Genomic DNA, 17,310 nt, shown 5'->3' on the forward strand with positions numbered 1-17,310 from the left:
AAATACCGAACAGGTTACTTAATTAAGTTAGCATCAAAATCGTCGGTATCAACCTGGAGCCCGAGCAAATCTATTTGCTGTTGTAATTGTTGGATGTTCGTCTCGAGTTCAGGAAGGGTCAAGGTGTTGTTATCAAGCGAATAAACCAACTTTAAGCTGTGGTAGTAAAAGTGCAGAACAACGATGGCATCCCGATCATTCTTGCTCGCTTGCTGTTTGATGGTTTTGACTCGTCGGTATATACGGTTTTGTAACGCTTTTAAGCGCCAAACATAATAGACTTCTTCAAAATAGGGGGTGTGTTTTAAGTAAGAAAGAGCGATACCACAAACGAGAGCAGCACCGATGACACCTATGAGGTTTAAATGGAAGTTTCCTGTCGATTCACCCGATGCTGATGTGGCACCAAACAAAGCAATGAGTATGCTTCCAAAAGCAATGGCAAGTATTGCCAAAGCGCCGACCAGAACAACGGTAATTAAATTCAGGCGCTTTTTATAAGTCGTTTTGTCTACATTGATAAGTTTCATGGATTCAATATTTTAGCGAGTAATAATCCCATGATAACTCAAGCGCATAAATTCCGACTACTTATCGCGGCCAAAACTAGATGTGACGATGGTTAATTTGCAGTAGTACCTAATTTGCAGTAGTACCTAATTTGCAGTAGTACCTAATTTGCGATGGTGCTAGACAGTTTGCTAATGATCGACTCGCGTCGAATATCGAGAATCTCTTCAATCAGCTTCTCTTGCGCCTTAATGCCAAAGTGGGTTGCGTAGCGTTTTATCTTGAGGATCTCGCACGGTTGAAGCTTATAGACTTCTTTCTTCAAAAACACCTCGACTTCATTTTTGATGAATCCTTTATCACTTAAAAGCCTAGCGATAACTTTATCTAGGTGATGATTTTTCTTAGCCATGGGTCTGTACTTATCCTTTGTATTCGCCGTTAAAAAGGTTTTTCTAGCTTTTGGGCGATAAGATATAGAGTCAATATGACAGGCGGGTTACTGAATGAGGAGTGTGGTGTAATTATTTGCTATGTGAGGGTAGAACAAAGATAAATTAATAAGGAGCAATGCGGTGTTGCTCCTTGATGACCCATGCTAAGCGAGGCTTTTCACTGATCCGCGTTTAATCAGTGTTGGGTTCAGTTTAGTGGTAATGCCTACTGTACCTTGCCCCTTAATAATATTAAGTACGCCTTTGGCGGCCTCTGTTGCCATTTCTGACTTAGGGTAATTTACCGTTGTTAAACTCGGGCTCATGTAGGCGCTGTGGCTATCGTTATCGAAACCAACGATTGAAATGTCGTCACCGACTTTAAGCCCGCGCTCATGACAGACTCCGTATGCCGCCATGGCGATGTTGTCATTCATACAAAATAGAGCGGTCAAGTTGGGGGCGCGATCGAGTAATCTGCTGATTGTTTCGTGGTTACCATTGTGATCAAACCGTCCTTCAATGACATAGTTTGGATCATAGTTCACACCGTACTTGCTTAATGCACTGCGATATCCTTGCAAGCGATCTCGGCTATCGTTTTTGCTTAACTGGCCAGTTATACAGCCTATATGCTGATGTCCGCTTTCAATCAAGTGCTCGATGGCAATCACTGCGCCAAATTCATTGTCTACGCAAATGCAGCGGTCAGCGATTTCAGGAATATAACGGTTCATTAGAATGGTTGCTGGGGTCTTCTGTGTAATCGCTAGGATATCGCTATCACTTAACATATCGGCAGTCAGCACCAAGCCATCCACTTTTTTCGAACTAAGAAACCGCAAAGACTCTTGCTCTTCTTCATAACGTTCTTGGCCACTGGTGATAATAAGGTGGTAGTTGTCCTTACGGACAATGTTCTCAACCGTATGCATGAGCGGACCATAGAAAGGCCCGTCTAAAGTGCCGACTAACATCCCAATGCTATAAGAGCGGTTTGATGCCAATGCCTGAGCAAATGCGTTGGGTTGATAACCGAGTGCTTCTATAGCGTCAAACACTTTTTGACGGTTTGCTTCTTTGACCGACGCATGTCCGTTTAATGCTCTAGACACAGTAGATTGTGAAACCTTAGCAAATTCAGCAACTTCTTTAATTGTAATCAAACCTTGTTTCCTACCGAGCAATGTAAAAGCAGCCTCTATGTTAACGTTATAAAGCCCACTCGGGGAGCGCTTTACTGAAGATATGAAGCAATTAAATGAAAAAGTGGTTAGCCGTCACATTTACAAGCTGACTCATTGAACTATCCAGACTAAATGTGAAGTCATACAAAGAAAGCGCTTTCTTTGGTGATGGTGTTCACGGTTTATTCAAATGGGCGATTATATACTCAGCTTCACGGTTAAGGGATGAATAAAGCCGACAGATAAAGGGAATTTCTCAGTTTAATCCGCTGCCTTCCTGTTTTGTCACCTCGTCTTCTAGTCGAATATTTTAATTATAAAAGAAAGCGCTTTCTTTTTGGCGCAAATAACATGGAGTTAATATGAAGATTTCCAAAGTATCTTTGGCGTGCTTGCTAGCCCTTTCTACTCAGGCAACACAGGTAATGGCAGAAACTGAAGACGGGTTTGAATTTCACGGCTATTTCCGAGCAGGGGTGTTGGTGAGCGCTGAAAATGACTTTAAACGAGCAAAGTTTCCAGCATCAAAAGAGCGTTTGGGCCGATTGGGTATAGAGTCGGATAATCACTTTGAGCTGGCATTGCAGAAAAATTTTAGCATGGATAACGGCCAAAAAATCCGCATCAAAACTCGTGCCGGTGCTGATAATAGCCAATCTGCGATGAACCAATTGGGTGCTAATGCTGATGCTGCTAATTCTCAAATTGGTCTAATGGAAACATTTGTAGAGTTTGAAGGTGTTCTGAGTGATACAGGCGTACTTTGGGCTGGTAAACGCTTTTACGGTAAAGATAACTACATTTTCATGACCGATTTCTTCTATACCGATATGTCTGGCACGGGTGTTGGCATTGAAGGTGTCGAGTTAGGTGGAAACAAGTGGGATTTCGCCTACATAGGCAGTGATAATTCTCAAGATACTGCGAACTTTTGGAGCGATGAAAACAACCTGATGCATGCGTTCCATACCAGCGTAAACTTTGGCACCTTTGAAGTGCACGGCATGGCAAAACATCTTCCTGATAATATTGTGGGTGGTGAAACTTACGCGAGCAGTGGCGCTGAAGTAACGGGTATTTACCATTCAGAGTCAGTATTTGGTTTGTCTGATAAAGGGTTTACAAAATACATTGCACAAGCAGGTAAAGGTCTAGGTTCAGGCCAGTTATTGGGTGGCACGCTCACTACTTATAACGCATATAAGCCGGGTAACGGCGCGCTTGAAGGGCCATCGAAAATGAAGAAAGTTCAATCAGGAGACACGTCTGCTCGTGCCTTAATATGGGGCGGTTACTTCTTCGAAAATGGTGTAAATGTGTTCCACTCTATCCAAGGTCAGTATAACGACATGGAAGACGGAGCGACAGATTACTGGACATCGGCAATGGTACGTCCGTCATTCCCAGTGGTAGAAAACTTCTTCATCGCAACGGAATTTGGTTATCAGTACAACAACTGGAAAGACGCAAGTGGTTCTGGTGACAATGCAACACAATACAAAGCAACCATCGCACCGACCATTATTGTACCAACGGGTATGGGGCCGGCGCCTGAGATTCGATTCATGGCTACGTACTTAGATGGCGATAAACGTGACAAAGATTTCATTGTAGGCATTCAAGCTGATATGTGGTGGTAATTTAGGGATTCTTTATGCGGGGGAGCATTAAGATGTTTGGCAGCCAGTGATGGCTGCCTTTTTTCGTTTGCCGAGGAGAAGAGATGGAATATCGCTCGCAATCTAATAATTAACCAAAGTAATCGCTATTCAATAGCAAGAAAACAGAACAAACAAGCCTTATTATGAATCACGTTTATAGAGTAAGAGTCCGTTATGGAAACATGCCCATACTTTGCCGATTGGCCAAAAATTAATATCAAAAAAGACCCGAAAATAGAGCAGACAATTGCGGAAATACTGGCGCAAATGACTCTGGAAGAAAAAATAGGCCAAATGATTCAGCCTAATCTAAGAGACGTTACCCCGGAAGAAGCAAAAGACTATAAGCTTGGTTCTATTTTAAACGGAGGAGGCGCTTGGCCAAATGAAAATAAACATGCGAGTGCACAGTGTTGGGCCAACAAAGCAGACGAGTTCTGGCTCGCTGTTGAAAACGCATTTTCAGAACGTCCATTTCGAATTCCATTTATGTGGGCGACCGATGCGGTACATGGCCATAACAATGTGTTTGGAGCAACGGTATTTCCTCACAATATAGGGCTTGGTGCTGCCCGCGATAGTGGACTTGTTCGTAAAATTGGCGAAATTACCGCCCGAGAGATTGTCGCAACAGGCTTGGATTGGACATTCGCACCGACTGTTGCCACGCCTCGAAATTTGCGTTGGGGGCGAGTGTATGAAGGCTACTCCGAAGATCCGACCATTGCTTATCATTATGCGGAACAAATGGTATTGGGCTTACAAGGTAACTTACAAGAACTTAAAACGGATTTAAAAGTGCTTTCTAACGTTAAGCACTGGCTGGGAGACGGCGGAACGATTAATGGTGTCGATCGTGGAGTGAATGGCTATTCTGAGGAACTACTTCGTAATATTCACGGCCCCGGATACTTTAGTGGCTTACAAGCTGGGGCACAGGTGGTGATGTCATCCTTTAACAGTTGGCGAAACGAGGCCAATTATGACCATTCAATTACCGATGTTGATTATAATCATAAAATTCATGGTAGTAAGTACTTGCTAACCGATGTTCTAAAGAAAAATATGGGATTTGATGGTGTTGTAGTAACAGACTGGCATGGCCATGCTGAAATAAGTAAGTGCTCTGACGGTGATGCAACTTATGCGATAAATGCCGGTAACGATGTACTGATGGTTCCAGTTAGGGAACACTGGAAAAATGTCTGGCAGCAAACCTTGTTTGATGTAAGAAATGGCGGCATTCCAATGACACGTATCGATGATGCTGTAACGAGAATTTTGAGAATTAAATCTCGTGCTGGCTTGTGGGAAAAGGTTCAACCAAGTAAACGTCGATTAGCCGGAGATTCCACCGTATTGGGATCTGATGAGCATCGATCTGTGGCACGTGAAGCGGTACGAAAATCGTTGGTTTTGTTAAAAAACGACAATAACCTGCTCCCTTTAGCTGCCAATCAAAAAGTGTGGTTAACAGGCAGCGCTGCAGATGATTTACAAAAACAAGCAGGGGGCTGGAATTTGACGTGGCAAGGTGATGAAAATTCAGTCTCTGATTTCCCTGGTGCTACAACGTTAAAAATGGCTCTGGAATTGGAAATGCCTAACCTTAAATTCGATCCTAATCAACAAGGCGATTATCAGGCAGGAGATGTGGCCATTGTGGTATTTGGCGAAGATCCATATGCAGAAATGATGGGAGATATAAAAACGTGGCAAAGCTTAGAATATTCTAGTTTGAAACGCAGCTACGCTAAGGATTGTGCTCTTATTGAAGCGCTCAATTCAAAAGGAGTAAAGGTCGTTTCGGTGTTCTTTAGTGGCAGACCTTTGTATCTTAATAAAGAAATAGACTTGTCTGATGCATTTGTTGCGGCGTGGTTACCTGGGAGCGAAGGTTTAGGGATCACTGATGTGTTGGTTGGAGATCCAGTAGTCGAACAACCACTGGGAGTAACGGATGAGTGTTACAAATTGAAAGTAACACCACGATTTGATTTCCAGGGTAAGTTGTCATTCAGTTGGCCAAATAAAATGCGCAGTGATGCGGTAAACGCCATTCCATCTCACGTGCCAGATTATGTACTGCCGACTCAAGAACAAGATCCAGAGGGAGAGCATAAACCACTATTTGACCTAGGTTACGGCCTAACGTATCAAGATAATGTCCAGGTGTACCTTGAGTTGGACAAAGGTGAAGTTGATGATACAGCGCAGAATAAACCACTTGAACTGTATGGAATAAAAGCAAACGTTGGCGACTATCAACTTAAGCTCAGAGACGGTGAACATATCATGGGGATAGACGTTTCTCGTAATAACCCGCTCATTCTTAAAAGTGTTGAGACTGCACCTTATAATTACCAACAACAGCAAGATGCAATTCGTTGGGTGTGTCATGATGGTGGGGGTGAGTTATATCTTCAGTCGAATGATTGCAGCGTAGATAACTTATCTGGATTTTCAAATGGACTGAAATTTGATATTAAGATCATCAATTATAATGCTGAAATTTTGGTTGGAGTTTCAGATGGAATGGGAACGGGTATCGACATTAGTGACTTAATTGATGCAAATCTAATAGAGAGTGGCGAGTTTCAAACTATTGAACTTCCTATGAGTGCGTTTGGGAAGCAGGATATGCGTTACATTGAACATTATGCTTGCGCAATCTCGCCCTTTTAAGGGCGAGTCAAGCAAGAGGTAACTAGTCTTTTCTCTGACTTAAAGCGCGTGACGTTTTTACGGCGCTTTCACTTGGTGGTGTACTTTGGTTTTCGATGTACTGTTTAACAACGTCCAAACTCGCACCACCACATGACACAACACAATAGCTAGGCGACCAAAAGTGATTACCCCAAAGCATTGTCTTTATGCGCTCCCAATACTCGCGCCTTAGCATGTATGACGATTTCCCTTTCAGCTTACCAACCAAGTTCGATACAGCTACCTTCGGGTGAATAGACACCATCAAGTGAACGTGATCATGTTCACCACCGAACTCTAATAGTTCACAATCCATTTGCTTACACGTTTCCTTCATTATTTCTTTGGTTCTATCCAACATCTCTTTGGTGAAAACACCTCTACGATATTTAGTAACAAAGACTAGGTGCGCATTGTTCTTAAAAAGGCAGCTTCTGCCTGTTCTCCATTCGTACATATTAACCATAGACTTGATTGACAATTTACCATTAAGTGTAATAATATTCGCTGCGAATGACAACCAATGGAACTATCATGCTAACTGGCATCAAGCTACGCGCTAACCCTACACCAAAATCAAAAACTGGTACTAAGCCAGTGGATGGGCTGTGCGCGTAGTATTTGGAATGCCAAAGTCGATGAAGAAAGGTATTACCGTACTTTTGCGCGTAAGTATTATCCAATTGGCACTTATGCCCCTATTGATCAGAAAGCATCGCAGTTCAAATCTAAAGAGCTATCACCTTGGCTCTATCAGTGTCCTAGCCAGATAATCCGCAACAGTGCTGTTAACTGGTATCAGACTTACCAAAAGTTCATGAAAGGCGCGTGTGGGAGACCTAAGCGCAAACCTAAGACTGATCGCGGAAGTATCTACCTTACTCGTGAAGTGTTCCGCTTCGACCGTTGCGAAGATGGCAATTTACGCCTATTTATCGGTACGAAGACCAATAATATTGGTTACTTATCTTTTAAGGCTCATAGTAAGTTCGAGATCCCAAACTCGCTTTATGTGCGCAAAGAGCGTGGTCAATATTATGTGTCTTTCTGCTATGGGAACGGCAAGGATGAGTCAGAGCTACCTAGCAATGCTGAACACTTAGCATTCCTGCAAGGCTCAACAAAAGAATATCTGGAAGAACACACCATTGGCGTAGACCGTGGTGTGGCTATCCCTGTACACGCTGGCTCTATGACGTTCGACTTTTCTGACGAAGAAGGCGATAACCAGAAAAAGAACATGACCAAAGCTGATCGCTACATTAAGCGATTACAACGCAAATTGGCGCGTCAAACTAAAGGCTCAAATCGCAGAAATAAAACCAAGTACCGCATTGCTACGCACCACGCTAAAAAGGCGAATATCCGTAACGATTTCGCCCACAAGACAAGCCGCGAGCTTGTCGATAGCAAAGCAAAGGTTATTGTGTTCGAGGCTTTACGAACCTCAAGTATGACGCGCAAGCCAAAGGCAAAGCAGGACGAACAAGGCCGATATGTGTCAAACAGAGCCAAGCAAAAGGCAGGGCTAAACAAGTCCATCTTAAACGTTGGTTGGCACATCATAGAAACGTACACCAAATACAAGGCTTACCAAGCAGGAAAAGCCGTATTCAAAGTAAATCCAGCCTACACCAGTCAGGAGTGCGCCAAGTGCGGTCACACTCACCCCGACAACCGAGACTCACAAGAACTATTTGTGTGCGGTAACTGTGGAAATTCTGACAATGCAGATAACAACGCATCACTGGTCATTAAGAAACGGGCAATTAATCTAATATTAGACACTGGAACGGTGTTGTCTGGCGATGGGGTTCTAAGAACCAAGTCAGATAGTGGACGTGGAGGCAATCGTAAGACTAGCCGAGCCAAAAGCTCGACTAGCGGTGTCCAACGAAGCGTCAAAAAAGAAAAGTTAGCGGCTTAGGTTGTTATCTTAGAAGCTCGCTGCTTTAGCTGCGAGTAGTTCACACTCCTTTTGTCATAGGCAGTCGACAGGCCTTAGAGTGTGTGATTGGAAATATATCGTGGTATTGATAGCTTTGACGATTAGAAAAGATGATGAAAAATGTAATTAGATCTATTAGGCATCAATAATTAGGAGAGAATTTGACCATTAAATGTATCAGCTGGCAGCAAGCTCTGCCAGTTAGGCACCAAGTACTCTGGCCGACGAAGGCTCCAGATTTTTGCAAAATCGAAGGGGATGAATTGGCGTATTACTATGGTTATTTTGTAAAAAATCAATTGGTTGCTGTAGCATCTATTTATCTCGATGGAAATAAAGCTCGTCTCAGAAAATTTGCGACCTTAAGTGCCTATCAATCACAAGGGATTGGGACGAAGTTGATCTCTCATATTCTTAAGGAACTTAATTCTTCGGATGTAACAACATTTTGGTGCGATGCGAGAGCCAGCGCTGTCGGGTTTTATCAACGACTTGGGTTCATCGTGGAAGGAGAACTCTTTTATAAAGAACAGGTTTCTTATTATAAAATGTCTCGGCGCATTTAAAATGGTATTATTTTTTGTTTCAGGCGCTCATGTAATTAAATATGAGCGTTTTATGTTTTTGATTTTACTAATATATAGTTGAATGAATGTCACATAATTATTCAAAGTTATTAAATTTGTAAAATTAATAAATTAGATGCTTATTCAAAAATAATAGAGACCCTTCTCAGTATTACGCTAATTATTTGACTCAGAGTCATAATGTTAGATTTTCCGTGTCGTATTTCCATCAAAATCGAGCGATCTTAATTAGGTGGTTAAATAAACCTCGTTTTTCATTGGAAGAATTAAAGCGAACTACGGAGCAATTTATGAAAAAGACAGCCCCAAAAACACGGATTGCCAGTGCAATTGCTGCACTGTTATTTTCAGCTATTTCACCCTCCATTCACGCAGCACCAACACACGATAAAGTAGTGATAGGCTATCTAACACAGTGGGAAGCATGGAAAGGCTCCGACTCTGGTTTTAGTGTTAAAGGTGAAGCTACGCATCTTAATGTCGACATGGACATATATTCCATTCTTAACTTCTCTTTTTTCGGTGTCGCGAAAGATGGCTCGTTACACAGTGGTGATTATCGAAACAAGAATATATATCAAGAAGGCTCGGTTCAAGAGCCTGCCGAGCTTATTAATACTGGCGTTTACGATAGCTGGGAACTGCACATTCTTTGGGGGGAATTAGAATATCTATGGGAATATCCTGGCAATGAACCCTGGCAAGCGGAGCAGTTAAAAAAGGTTCAAGAGCAGGGCTTCATTGCCTATAACGGGGGCTGGAAGCATGAACCAAGTGGTATTTCAGGCGGCTTCCCTATGCCACTAAAAAAAGCGGGTGGCGCACCAGGATTGATTGACCTTGCTCATCAAAAAGGCGTCAAAGTCATGGCGTCGATCGGCGGTTGGAGTATGTCCAAACACATGCCAGAAATGGCGGCAGATCCGGTCAAAAAAGCCCGCTTCTTAGCCGACGTTGATCGTTTGATAGCATTGGGTTTTGACGGCATTGATATTGATTGGGAATACCCAGGTTACGGGGGCATGAACTTCCAAGGTTCGCCAGAAGATTACGCTAACTTTGAACAGCTTATGGAAGACATCAGAGAACGCATTGGTGATGACAAGCTGATCACTGCAGCCTTTTCGGCCTCTACCGCTAAGTTAGAAGGGTATAATTGGGCTCGACTTTCCCGTTCTATGGACTATTTCAACATGATGACTTATGACCTTAATGGCGGTTGGTCTAATGTTGCCGGGCATAATGCTCCTTTGTATCCTTACCCTGAAGAAGAATATCAAGGATTAAACTTAGAGCATTTACGCACTTGGATGTCGGCTCAGGGAATTGCTTCGAATAAGATTAACTTCGGCGCGGCGTTTTATGGCCGAGGGGTACAGACCTCAGAAAGTACTGCGTATGTGGGGGCACCAACAGATAAGCGCTTAGTGAAGTTTACAGTAGATGGCCCGACCGAATCTGCGGTTGATATTGATAACTGGGTGAAGTTTGAAGGGCAACCAAGTTACAACTATATCGTGCAGCAAAGTGGTTGGTCACATCAATGGGATGTTAACGCTCAAGTCCCTTATGCGGTGAAAGGTAAGTATTTCTTAAGTTATGACGATGTTCCGTCAATTGAAAAGAAAGCTCAGTATATCGTTGATAATGATCTGGCGGGTGTGATTGTCTGGCAAGTCGCAGGAGATATTAAGTGTGAAGGTTCGTTTGTTAGCTACGGTAGCAAGCTTAAGCAATGTACCAATTTAAGTTCACCACTGGCCGAAGCGATAGACAAGGTGTTTAACCAAGGAAGTACGCCAAATGAAGCACCGGTATTGACGGTACCGTCTACTCAACAGGCTGAATCAGGTCAAACGATTACCTTTAATGTGTCAGCGACCGATACAGATGGCGACAGCTTGAGTTTCAGTGCGACGGGAGCGACGGTTACGGATCTTGGGGCGGGTAACGCGCAAGTCACTTACTCGGCACCAGCGACGGTTCAGGATAAACAAGTAAGTGTTGTGGTGACCGTTTCTGACGGACGAGCACAATCCACTAAGACCGTGGTGGTCAATGTGAAAGGGACTGGGGTTGCGGAGAATCACCCTCCAGTGATCACTGTTCCAACGACTGCAAACGTGAAAGCGGGTGAGTCTGTCACTCTTGCTATTACAGCTTCGGATGCAGACGCAGACACTTTAACGTTCAGCGCGAGTCAAGGTACTTTGGTGTAAACAGGAAATCAAGCCAGCTTAACCTTTGATGCACCGGCATCAGACAGCGATAGCACGGTTACGATTTCAGTAACGGTAACGGATGGGCAAGCTTCGGATAGCGGCACTGTGACCATCAGTGTTAAAGGCCAAAGCGGCGGCGGTGAAACGACGTGGGATGCCAGTCAAGTCTATGTTGGCGGTGTACCGTAGTACACAACGGAACACAATACACGGCTAAGTGGTGGACTCAGGGGAATGAACCTGGCACCAATGACGTGTGGGAAGCATTCGACGATGGTAGCGTGCAAGGATGGAATGCAAGTAAAGCCTATGTTGGTGGTACGCAAGTGACTCATCAGGGGGTTACTTATAAGGCAAAATGGTGGACTCAGGGAAATGAGCCGGGTCAATCTGATGTTTGGGAGCCAATTAGCTAACGATTGACAATATTCGTCAACATGATCCGGGCTGTAATAAAACACCGAGCAGCTCAATCCCCTTATTACGAAAAGGTAATAAGGGGATTTTTTATGCACGGTACGTAACTGTAGGTTAAGGGATTACATGTAACTGACTGTAAGGATATAACCATATTAAGGTCATGATTGTGAAATATATTGGTGGCAGAATGAGACGGAATATAAAAATAAATCCTATAAGAAACAATGACAAGTACCCAATAGATAGGTGGCGATTATGTTTGAACGTTTTATCAGTACGTGGTTGAAATCGACAAATAAGGTCACGATGAAACTGGTGTTTTCTAGTCAGTATATGCAGTTACCTAACATGTCAAACCAACAGTTTATTGCCAATCAATCGGCTTTGGCTCCTAGTTACGATTGGTATTCAAGTAAACAGACGGTTGACTCTGACCTGTTTGAAAATGGAGGGCATTTTGCACTCACACATGAAAATAGGTTCGTGAATCAATTGTGGTTGCAGAATTTAGAAACTTGGCTAGAAGGTGAGCGTCTGCCCGTCATTATGTCGAATTGTCACGATACGATTAATACGAATATAGAACCGATTGCAAAGAAAGGCAGTGTGGGGGTCATTAGTATTGGTCGAGATTTTCACATGTCTGTTGATTCGAAGCTACAGACGGGATCGGCGTATCATCGAGTTTTGAGTCAGTATGATCAATTGCAATTTTTGGGCTTGGGTATTGATGAAGATAAACTCAGTGCGTCCGAGCTTGAATACGCGGAAGACATGAATTGCTATTGGTTGACAAAAGCAGAGTGCAACCTGCGCTATCGTCATCAAATCAAAGAACAGTTGTATAGTTTCGGTGCCAAAGTAGAGCAGTTAGTGATAGATATCGATCTCGCGTCAATCATTGCACATTACCGAAATCAAACCACCGTCGGTATTGATTTACCCTGGTTGCTTCAGGTGCTTCGATATTGCATTTCATCAGGTAAATTAAAGTTGGTGCAGCTGGTGGGGGATAGAGAATATTTGGTGTACTCAAAACAAGTGTTGACACTATTAGAAACAATGTTGACGAGTGATGCCCCAACGGTTCAATCTGAGTGGCCTTTGATCGCCCCGCCTCTCGCTCGGTAGGGATCCAGTTCGGTAGAGATTTGTTAGAATCAATCGACAGGAAAAAATGGGTATTCTATTAGGAATACCCATTATGGTGACACAATTTTGATTGGCTAAGTTGCCGACTTATACTACTTTCCAAGGACCCCATTGGCCACTTTGTTCAGGATCATCACCTTGGGTATACCATTTCGCTTCATAGGTAACGCCATTGATAACGACTTGATCACCGCCATTATAGACTTTTGACGCACTCCACCCATTAGGTGTTGGATCTGGGTTTGGACCAGGCCCTGGATCTGGGGTGATCGTGTCAACCACTCGAACTTCTGGCCAGTTAGCATGAGACTCGTAAAAATTGGTCACACACTTTTCATAGTCTCCAGGAACAAGCGCTGAATAGGCGGTTTGAAAACCAACCAATTCACATTCAAAAGAGGCGCCTTCTGGCCTGTCAGCGTAGTATTTCCAGTTACCGTCCCAATTGGTGTAAAGCACGTCAGTGGCACCATTAAGGTTCAAGCTGCCGTAAGGGGTCTGCTGCCAGCATGTATTGGTTTCATCGGCTTCGATTGGGATTTGGTAATGGTTAGATAATCCTTCCCAATAACGAATTCGGTTAACGGGTTGCCCCTTTGTTTTGTTTTGCTCACCACATTCAATGCCGCCATTAATGACGTTGATGGTCGTACCAAATCCGTAACCGATATTGGCCTGTATTTCTCGCTGTGATGGTGCCCAAGTTCTGTCTATGACGTGTAGCATAGCTGGTTTAGGCGCTTGTGGTGTCAGGAAAAACCAGATGGCCGATGCAAGGTTTAGCCAAGAATCGGCGACTAAACCGGGCTCGTTTAACAATACTGTGGCGTCGCCATCAAACATGACCTCAGAGAATGCGCCGTAGTTAAAGTGGTAAGACAGTTGCTTGGCACCACGACCAAAATAGCCTTGGTTTGCAGCGCACGGCCAGCGTTTGTTTTGCCAGTCATTTTGCCCGCAGCCAGTCGTATAGCCCGGTTGACCTTCCGACCAGCCCATTTCACGAACATGAACAAGAGCCTGCTGCCACTCTTCAAGCCCTAGCGGGTTATCCCAAGTATTGTCGATGGCAATATGACCCCCTGTTTCTTGAGCGAAGTGAGCAAATGCTGTGACAATGGATTTTTTACAAATGGCGTCTGAATCGCGTCCATCCGTGTAATCTCCACAGAAAGCAGGAAACTTACCTATAGCGCGAAGGAAGCGAGTATAAGTGTATTCAGGGGCTGCCATATGGGTAAGAAAATCCCATTGAGCTTGTGGGAAGACGCGTTCAACTCGTTTGACGTTAACCGGATTACTCGCTAAACCAGCATCAATGGCTTCAACGACTGTGTTAGAGCGAGTTTCGAGTGCTTTTGCCCAAATAGCGTACATTGGGTCACTGGTTTTTGAGGCTTCAAGTGCTTGAATTTCAGCTCGTGAAACAATGTAACCCGTTGGGTTAAGAGGATCTGGCTGTGGGTTCATGGTGGCTGCGTTAGTGGCAAAACTACAACCAATGAGTACAGGAATAAGGCCAACTTTTAACATGATTTAACTCCTTGTTTATCTTATATGCGATCCGCAAATCACGGCGTATAAATGAAACAGTGTTATGTCAAAAATTATCCTAGTCGTGCTGTTAGCAAACATACAACGGCGTTGGTTGAGGTTTTGTCAGCATGCGGCGCGATTCAAATCTTATTTGGTAACGGCGTGTTGGCTCATGGCTGTGGTGCGATATTGCTACAAACTAAGTTAGCGAGTGACGAAAGCAGATTTTTAAACTGTGAGAACTCGTTATCAATCTATCGAGCACTTACATTGAAGTGTAAACGTATCAACTATTTACGTAATAAATCAAGAAAATGGTGATGTATAACCTTTACACCGCAACTTATGTAATGGTTTATTTTGTGTAAACGTTTCCACAAATTGTGATGTGAACGCCAGTTTACCGCTTAACGAGCTGCTAGTATTTATCCATTGAAGCAAGATTGGTTCATCGGTGGGAGCGAATAGTGACAACTATCATCGAAAAATGGCTAACTTAACGAAATGAGAATATTGAATGTCGCAGAGCAAATTTGACCCACTTGATCACCCTCATCGAAGATACAATCCGCTAACTGGCCAGTGGATCCTTGTGTCTCCGCATCGTGCGAAACGTCCTTGGAGTGGGCAAGATGAAACACCAAACACTGAAACACTAGCGTCATATGAGCCTGAGTGTTTCCTTTGCCCTAGTAACACTCGGGTTTCCGGTGATGAAAATCCTGACTATGACGGAACGTATGTATTTGGTAATGACTTTGCCGCGTTAATGCCAGACTCTCCTGCAGCCCCTGAATCAAATAATCCTTTGTTTAAAGCCCAAGGTGTACGAGGTCTTAGTCGTGTGATCTGCTTTTCTCCTGATCACAGTAAAACGCTACCAGAGCTTCCTTTGGGGGGCATCCGCAATGTCATTGATACATGGAGCGAGCAAATTGAAGAGTTGGGTAAAGATTACCTGTGGGTTCAGGCGTTTGAAAACAAAGGCGAAACGATGGGGTGCTCACAACCACACCCGCACGGTCAGATTTGGGCAAACAGTTTTTTACCTAATGAAATTGAAAGAAAAGACAGTAACTTAAGAGATTACTATCAGAAATATGGTAGTAACTTGTTGGTGGACTATGCCAATCAGGAGTCGTCTGACGGGGCTCGTACTGTTGTTGAAACGGAGCATTGGATTGCAGTCGTGCCGTACTGGGCTGCGTGGCCTTTCGAAACTATGTTGTTACCAAAAGTGCATATTCGCCGTATGAGTGAGCTGTCAGAAGCGCAACGAGATGATCTCGCAGTGGCGATTAAGAAACTGACCAGTCGCTACGACAACTTATTTGAGTGCTCCTTCCCGTATTCGATGGGGTGGCATTATGCGCCATTCTTTGAACAAGGGACAGATATCGAATATTGGCAATTACACGCGCTGTTTTACCCTCCTTTATTGCGTTCTGCGTCGATTCGTAAATTTATGGTTGGCTATGAAATGTTAGCTGAGTCGCAACGCGATCTTACTGCGGAACAAGCTGCTCAACGGTTGAGAGATGTGAGTGATGTTCATTATAAAGAACAGCAGTAAGCAAATAATGCATTGGGTTATGAAAGAAAATTGGATTACGAGATAAACATTGGGCGAAAAGAACCAAGAAATTTAAGGAAACACGCATGATAGATTTGATCAGAAATGTTAAAGCATCATTTGAAACGGCTTTTGGCTATGAAGCGAGCCACGTCGTTCAAGCTCCGGGGCGAGTCAATTTAATCGGTGAACATACTGATTACAACGATGGGTTTGTATTGCCTTGCGCGATCAATTATCAAACCGTTGTTGCTGCTTCAAAACGAACAGACTCCCTGGTTCGTATCGTTGCGGTAGATTTTGATGAAGAGACCGATCAATTCGATTTGAATCAAGATATTGCATTTTCACCTGATAAAATGTGGTCAAACTATATTCGCGGCGTTGTTAAATGCTTACAAGAACGTGGCTTGGTATTTTCTGGTGCTGATATCTCTGTTAGTGGCAACGTTCCCCAAGGGGCTGGTTTAAGTTCGTCTGCTGCGTTAGAAGTGGTGATTGGCCAAACCTTTAAAGTACTGTTCGATTTAGACATCAGCCAGACAGACATCGCGCTGAATGGGCAACAGGCTGAAAATGAGTTTGTTGGCTGTAAGTGCGGAATTATGGATCAACTTATTTCAGCGCAAGGTCAGGCTAACCATGCATTGCTGATTGATTGCCGAAGCCTCGAAACAAAAGCGGTATCAATGCCAGAAGACATGGCTATCGTTATCATTAATTCTAATAAAAAGCGCGGCCTTGTTGATAGTGAATACAATGCTCGTCGCCAACAATGTGAAGAAGGCGCACGTGCTTTTGGGGTGAAAGCCTTACGCGATGTGACGATAGAACAATTTTCACAACGTGAAAGTGAGTTGGATGTTCAGGTTGCCATGCGAGCGCGTCATGTGATAACTGAAAATACGAGGACTCTCGAAGCTTGCGAAGCGCTTGTCGCTCACGATATGAAGCGTTTGGGAGAGTTAATGGCACAATCACATGCCTCCATGCGTGATGACTTTGAAATTACGGTGCCGGAAGTAGATGCGTTAGTCGATATGGTAAAAAATGTGATTGGTGATAAAGGCGGCGTACGCATGACAGGCGGTGGCTTTGGTGGTTGCATTGTTGCGGTTATACCGCCAAGTTTGGTCGCCGAAGTTACGGCAACGGTTGAAGATAAGTACCAAGCGATAACCGGCCTAAAAGAATCGATTTATATCTGCCACGCTACATCGGGGGCAGGAGAAGTCGAATAAGCTTGGTTTCAATAATGAAGCTTTCTATTTTTAGTAACAAAAGGGTCATACTGTTTATCTGAGATCCACGCTCTGACAGGGAGCGTGACGGGCAACAGATTCAGTATGGCTCCTTCCTTGCTGGGTAACGTTG

General features: G+C 43.8%; 11 protein-coding genes and 2 pseudogenes. 8 read left to right on the forward strand and 5 right to left on the reverse strand.

Features of this window, described 5'->3' with window-relative positions:
• Positions 1-14 precede the first annotated feature (14 nt).
• The 3 genes from VTAP4600_RS21615 to VTAP4600_RS21625 form a co-directional block, all read right to left on the reverse strand.
• Entirely contained in the window at positions 15-530 is a 516-nt protein-coding gene (locus VTAP4600_RS21615; RefSeq protein ID WP_102524815.1) for a DUF3087 family protein, read from the reverse strand.
• Between the two features lie 143 nt (positions 531-673).
• A complete protein-coding gene (locus VTAP4600_RS21620; RefSeq protein ID WP_102524816.1) occupies positions 674-922 on the reverse strand; it encodes a hypothetical protein in 249 nt (82 codons plus the stop codon).
• Positions 923-1,108: 186 nt separating this feature from the next.
• Positions 1,109-2,110 carry a LacI family DNA-binding transcriptional regulator gene (locus tag VTAP4600_RS21625; protein ID WP_102524817.1) on the reverse strand — a complete coding sequence of 334 codons (1,002 nt, stop codon included), beginning with the start codon at positions 2,108-2,110 and terminating at the stop codon, positions 1,109-1,111.
• 383 nt (positions 2,111-2,493) lie between these two features.
• Here VTAP4600_RS21625 and VTAP4600_RS21630 point away from each other — a divergent pair, with 383 nt between their 5' ends.
• Together VTAP4600_RS21630 and VTAP4600_RS21635 are read left to right on the forward strand one after the other, a co-directional pair.
• Positions 2,494-3,771, forward strand: coding sequence for a carbohydrate porin (locus VTAP4600_RS21630; RefSeq protein ID WP_102524818.1), 1,278 nt, complete (start codon positions 2,494-2,496; stop codon positions 3,769-3,771).
• Between the two features lie 195 nt (positions 3,772-3,966).
• Complete coding sequence (locus VTAP4600_RS21635; RefSeq protein WP_102524819.1) at positions 3,967-6,477, forward strand: glycoside hydrolase family 3 protein; 2,511 nt, start codon at positions 3,967-3,969, stop codon at positions 6,475-6,477.
• Between the two features lie 22 nt (positions 6,478-6,499).
• On the opposite strand, the gene tnpA is transcribed toward VTAP4600_RS21635, so the two are convergent.
• The gene (gene tnpA, locus VTAP4600_RS21640; RefSeq protein ID WP_102522283.1) at positions 6,500-6,964 is read right to left on the reverse strand and encodes an IS200/IS605 family transposase; all 465 of its coding nucleotides are present in this window, start codon (positions 6,962-6,964) and stop codon (positions 6,500-6,502) included.
• Between the two features lie 75 nt (positions 6,965-7,039).
• Between tnpA and VTAP4600_RS21645 the strand changes: the two genes are divergently transcribed.
• The 4 genes and pseudogenes from VTAP4600_RS21645 (at position 7,040) to VTAP4600_RS21660 (ending at position 12,806) form a co-directional block, all read left to right on the forward strand.
• Complete coding sequence (locus VTAP4600_RS21645; RefSeq protein WP_462889674.1) at positions 7,040-8,425, forward strand: RNA-guided endonuclease InsQ/TnpB family protein; 1,386 nt, start codon at positions 7,040-7,042, stop codon at positions 8,423-8,425.
• Positions 8,426-8,607: 182 nt separating this feature from the next.
• On the forward strand, positions 8,608-9,012 hold the full coding sequence (locus tag VTAP4600_RS21650) for a GNAT family N-acetyltransferase (RefSeq protein ID WP_102524820.1): 405 nt from the start codon (positions 8,608-8,610) through the stop codon (positions 9,010-9,012).
• Positions 9,013-9,323: 311 nt separating this feature from the next.
• Positions 9,324-11,671, forward strand: a pseudogene (locus VTAP4600_RS21655) (glycosyl hydrolase family 18 protein).
• Positions 11,672-11,930: 259 nt separating this feature from the next.
• Positions 11,931-12,806: an arginase family protein gene (locus tag VTAP4600_RS21660; RefSeq protein WP_102524821.1), complete on the forward strand. Its 876-nt coding sequence runs from the start codon at positions 11,931-11,933 to the stop codon at positions 12,804-12,806.
• A gap of 111 nt (positions 12,807-12,917) precedes the next feature.
• Here VTAP4600_RS21660 and VTAP4600_RS21665 read toward each other — a convergent pair.
• A pseudogene (locus tag VTAP4600_RS21665) lies at positions 12,918-14,360 on the reverse strand (chitinase); the annotation flags it as partial.
• Between the two features lie 520 nt (positions 14,361-14,880).
• Between VTAP4600_RS21665 and VTAP4600_RS21675 the strand changes: the two are divergent.
• Both VTAP4600_RS21675 and galK read left to right on the forward strand, forming a co-directional pair.
• Entirely contained in the window at positions 14,881-15,936 is a 1,056-nt protein-coding gene (locus VTAP4600_RS21675) for a UDP-glucose--hexose-1-phosphate uridylyltransferase (RefSeq protein WP_102524824.1), read from the forward strand.
• Between the two features lie 86 nt (positions 15,937-16,022).
• Positions 16,023-17,177 (forward strand): galactokinase, encoded by a 1,155-nt coding sequence (gene galK / locus VTAP4600_RS21680; protein ID WP_102524825.1) that lies wholly within the window; start codon positions 16,023-16,025, stop codon positions 17,175-17,177.
• The last annotated feature ends 133 nt before the right edge of the window (positions 17,178-17,310 follow it).

It is taken from the genome of Vibrio tapetis subsp. tapetis (assembly GCF_900233005.1).
GTDB classification, from domain to species: domain Bacteria; phylum Pseudomonadota; class Gammaproteobacteria; order Enterobacterales; family Vibrionaceae; genus Vibrio; species Vibrio tapetis.

Coding starts and splice junctions, on each gene's coding strand:
- galK (WP_102524825.1), top strand. CDS start 16,023: ATGATAGATTTGATCAGAAATGTTAAAGCATCATTTGAAACGGCTTTT.
- VTAP4600_RS21630 (WP_102524818.1), top strand. CDS start 2,494: ATGAAGATTTCCAAAGTATCTTTGGCGTGCTTGCTAGCCCTTTCTACT.
- VTAP4600_RS21635 (WP_102524819.1), top strand. CDS start 3,967: ATGGAAACATGCCCATACTTTGCCGATTGGCCAAAAATTAATATCAAA.
- VTAP4600_RS21660 (WP_102524821.1), top strand. CDS start 11,931: ATGTTTGAACGTTTTATCAGTACGTGGTTGAAATCGACAAATAAGGTC.
- VTAP4600_RS21620 (WP_102524816.1), bottom strand. CDS start 922: ATGGCTAAGAAAAATCATCACCTAGATAAAGTTATCGCTAGGCTTTTA.
- VTAP4600_RS21615 (WP_102524815.1), bottom strand. CDS start 530: ATGAAACTTATCAATGTAGACAAAACGACTTATAAAAAGCGCCTGAAT.
- VTAP4600_RS21675 (WP_102524824.1), top strand. CDS start 14,881: ATGTCGCAGAGCAAATTTGACCCACTTGATCACCCTCATCGAAGATAC.
- tnpA (WP_102522283.1), bottom strand. CDS start 6,964: ATGGTTAATATGTACGAATGGAGAACAGGCAGAAGCTGCCTTTTTAAG.